Origin of the sequence: Pedobacter sp. (assembly GCF_045628745.1) — a bacterium.
Classification (GTDB): Bacteria; Bacteroidota; Bacteroidia; order Sphingobacteriales; family Sphingobacteriaceae; genus Pedobacter.
On sequence record NZ_JAZQPU010000375.1, the window covers coordinates 1 to 4,188 of the forward strand.

Consider the following 4,188-nt stretch of genomic DNA (forward strand, 5'->3'; position numbering starts at 1 on the left):
AAGGCAATAAATGGGATACCTTTCCTGCTGGAGCTGTTGCCTGGAGAGTGAGCGATGAAGAATTCTTTAAAGGAATTACTGCTGTGTCTAGTTTTAAAATCCGTGCAGGCTATGGAGTTACAGGAAACGCCGGCCCTTTAAGTGGTTATGACACACAAGCGGGGGGCTACAATGCTCCAAAACCTGTAGGTTTTGGCACAGACACGCCTGGTCCCTCCTTTATCCTTAATCAGCTATTGGCTAATCAAGACCTGGGCTGGGAAAAGTCTTATAATACCAACATTGGTATAGACGCCGAATTTTTTAAAGGTGCCCTTAACCTCACTATGGATTGGTATAACACAGATACCAAAGATGTATTATACAAAAGAAACATGCCTGCATCATTGGGTGGCTCATGGGGTAGCCCTTTTAAAATGTGGCAGAACATTGGCGCCACCAATAACAAAGGCTTAGAGATAATGCTGGAGACGAGGAATTTCAGAAGAAAAGATTTTACCTGGAGCACTGTATTAACATTTGCCCGCAATAAAGAAAAAATCGTTTCTTTACCTGGTGGAATGGACTTAATTTCTGATGGCTTGTTCATGAATCAGCCGGTTAAAACCTTTTTTAATTACAAATACTTAGGTATCTGGCAGGAAAATGAAACTGCAGAAGCATTAAAATACAATTCTAAACCAGGCGACATTAAGCTGGCTACAAATGGTATTTTTGCGGCCGATGGTACACATGCCTATGGAGCGAATGATAAAACCATATTAGGCTCTGCAGTGCCAGACTGGACAGGTGGTATTCAAAATAACTTCAGGTACAAAAATTTTGATGCCAGTATTCTGGTCACCGCCAGGTACGGTCAAATGTTACAGAATGAATTAATTACCCGATACAACCCAACCACCAGCACAACCAATAGTCCTGATGATGTAGATTACTGGACGCCTGAAAATCCGGGCGCTTATTTGCCAAGACCAGGTTTACACTCTACTACGGCAGGTTATATAGGTTTTGAATCCCTGAAATATGTGGATGGTTCTTATTTTAAAATCAGAAACATCACTTTAGGTTATAGTCTGCAGCAGTATTTCTCTGAAAAACTGGGTATTCAAAAACTACGTATTTACGCTACTGCAGGTAATCCCTTTATTTTTGCCAAAAGCAGCCAGTTAAAATACCAGGATCCTGAACGCAATGGATCGGATAATTTTCCATTAACCAAACAGTTTGTATTTGGTCTTAACGTAACTCTTTAACTGACTATACGTATGAAACCATCAAAAGCTTACCATTTACAATTAATATTTAATGCTTTTGACAGCTTCATTACCTATAGAAAAAATTAAATAAGATAATGAAAACAAAGAATATATTATTCTCTATATTAACCCTTTGGGTAGGGCTTTCTTCTTGCTCGCTTGAAGAAATTAATCCCTCGGGTGTAACGGTTGACAAGGTTGCCGCAACAAAGCTGGGCTATGAAAAATTAATCAACAGCTGTTATTTTGATTTGTCGAGGTACTTTTATGGCCGTAGTTTGCTGCTGATTACCGAAGGTGGAACAGACAGCTGGACTTCAGATTTAAATTCAAATAACAACCAGAATTACATGAAATATGCTTCTGGCGGGGCGATGTCTATCGACATGGCAAAAGACCATTGGAATGGCGCCTACGATGCCATCAACTATTGTAATATGGTTATTGATCGTGTAGACCAAGTACAGGATTTCACCAATGATGCAGAGAAAAATGCCAAGGTTGCAGAAGCCTATTTCTTAAGGGCTTTATACTATTTTCACCTGGTAGAACAATTTGGTCCCGTAGTATTAACCTTAAAGGAAACCACTGCGGCAGAAACAAATGCCACCAGAACTGCGCCAATGGAAATTTATGAAAAGGCCATTATCCCTGATCTGCGTTTTGCCATAGAAAACTTACCAACGACTGCTGTAGCTGGCAAGCCTACAAAAAAAGCAGCTTTGGGTCTTTTGGCAAAAGCCTGCCTGCAAACCAAAGAATATGGCAGTACTGCATATCTGGCTGAAGCCCTTTCGACGGCTAAAAAACTGATTGAAAATCAGGCTACCTACCAGACGCAGCTTTATGCTAATTTTCAAAATAACTTCAATGCAGCGAACAATAAAAATAACCAGGAAGCATTGTACCAAATTCCTTATTCGCAAGCTTATGGTTCTACCAATGTGTTCGACCATAATAACGATTTCAAAAACTTTTACAGCACCCCAACAGCTTTTGGGGCCATCTTAGCTGCCGGCTTTCAGTTAGAGGTTGGTCGCTGGTCGGGAGGTAACTTTATGCCAAGCAAATACTTGCTGGATGTATTTAAAAATGCAGACGGAACCTTGGATCCACGTTATGCCTTGTCGTTCCAAACCACCTGGACGGCCAATACAAATTATGCATGGACAACAGATGCCATTAAGCAATTTGACCGTAGCTCGGCTGTGCCTGTAGGCACTCCACTTGCCAGCGGTTCATTGGCCATTAAATTAGCCAACCCTGCCGATGCGGATTATGCTGCCCAAAGACCTTCAAAATTAACCAACAAGTATTTGTGGGTTGACCTTGCAGATATTTATGGTAGTGATAACAAAGTGAAGATGAAATATACCCGTGTTAATGTTGATGCTGGTGAGGTAGATAACCCATTCTTGAAGTTCTATCCCTCCTTGACTAAATTTAACTCAGGCTCATTGATCAGTCCGAAAAGTAACAACTATACCAGTGATGCCAATGCCACTGTAATGCGTTTAGGTGAGGTTTATTTAATTGCTGCTGAAGCAGACTTTTATTTAAATGGTGCTTCAGGTACAGCAGCTGGTTTTATTAATACTTTACGCAACAGGGTAGGTGCCCCAACAATTTCGGCCGCTGATCTCAATGTGCAATTCATTTTGGATGAACGCGCCAGAGAGCTTTGTGGCGAATATACTCGCTGGTATGATTTAAAACGTACCGGTAAATTAACCAAAGAGTACCTGATGGAAAAAAATCCTGACGTAGGTCAGTATTTTATCAATGGTGTGCATGCCTTGCGCCCAATCCCACAAGGACAAATGGATGCCATCAGCAATCCTGCTGGTTTTCAAAATCCTGGTTATTAAATTTATAATGCTGTAGCACAGCCTTTTTTCGCCATTGCTACAAAAAAGCTCAAAAGACCGCTTGCTTAAAAACAAGTGGTCTTTTTTTGTTTATGATATTCGTTAAACAACTCTTAATGTACGAGTTACGGTTATGTGGTACGTTGTAGACAGCTTGTTATGACAGCGCCTCCAATCCACACTGGGTCCACGGTCAGTCCACCCTTTGTTTGGTATAAGGTGGACTCACCGTGGACTCAGTGTGGACTTACCGTGGACTCACTAATACCTGCCAACTCATATACGTCCATTGCACACCTATTCAGCCTTCCACCCGGGCTACCCAATATCTACTCCGGAATTTGCTTTACACTATAAATTTTAATCCCTGCCGAATGCCTGGTTTTCTCCTCCAGTTGAACTTCCAGATTCCCTTGCCTGTAACATCCTTGCGACATTAAAGCCCCTTTTTGTAGCCTTAACTGCAAAAAGATAATATTGTATAATAGATGGCGAAAATTATACATTAATAACCCTATTTTAGGTTGCAAATTTGAAAAGAGATATACCATCTAACCAAATTTAATTACCTGAAACAACCAGCCTAACCAAGTATCTTTCTTTATATATAAATATTAGATTTCTATCTAAAGAATTCATTGCTTATTTTGATGGTATTTCAATTATCCTGTATGACATGAAAATGAGATTTTTAAATTCTTCCATTTCCGCTGCACTACTCCTTGTAGCTTCCTCCACTTTCGCTCAATATCCAAATATTCCTGCCGATGTAAAAAAAGCCTCCGAAGATTTGATGACAGCAGCTTATAAACAGTCAGATATTGCCTGGCAGAAAGCACTGCCAACAATTGAAAAAGAAGCTAAAGAGGGTAAGCCCTATATTCCATGGGCTGGCAGGCCTACAGATCTGCCACAGGCAGAATTACCTGCATTTCCAGGTGCTGAAGGCGGTGGTGCTTATAGCTTCGGTGGTCGCGGGGGAAGGGTAATAGTGGTCACTAATTTAAACGACAGTGGTCCGGGTTCTTTACGTGATGCCTGTGAGCAGGGTGGGGCAAGAATTG

The 4,188-nt window shown here is 41.0% G+C and carries 1 protein-coding gene and 2 pseudogenes; all 3 read left to right on the forward strand.

The window, feature by feature from the left end; all coding sequences use genetic code 11:
• Window positions 1-1,253, forward strand: a pseudogene (locus ACR2F7_RS13735) (SusC/RagA family protein); the annotation flags it as partial.
• Window positions 1,254-1,351: 98 nt separating this feature from the next.
• Window positions 1,352-3,124 carry a RagB/SusD family nutrient uptake outer membrane protein gene (locus ACR2F7_RS13740; RefSeq protein ID WP_432714127.1) on the forward strand — a complete coding sequence of 591 codons (1,773 nt, stop codon included), beginning with the start codon at window positions 1,352-1,354 and terminating at the stop codon, window positions 3,122-3,124.
• 676 nt (window positions 3,125-3,800) lie between these two features.
• Window positions 3,801-4,188, forward strand: a pseudogene (locus ACR2F7_RS13745) (polysaccharide lyase); the annotation flags it as partial.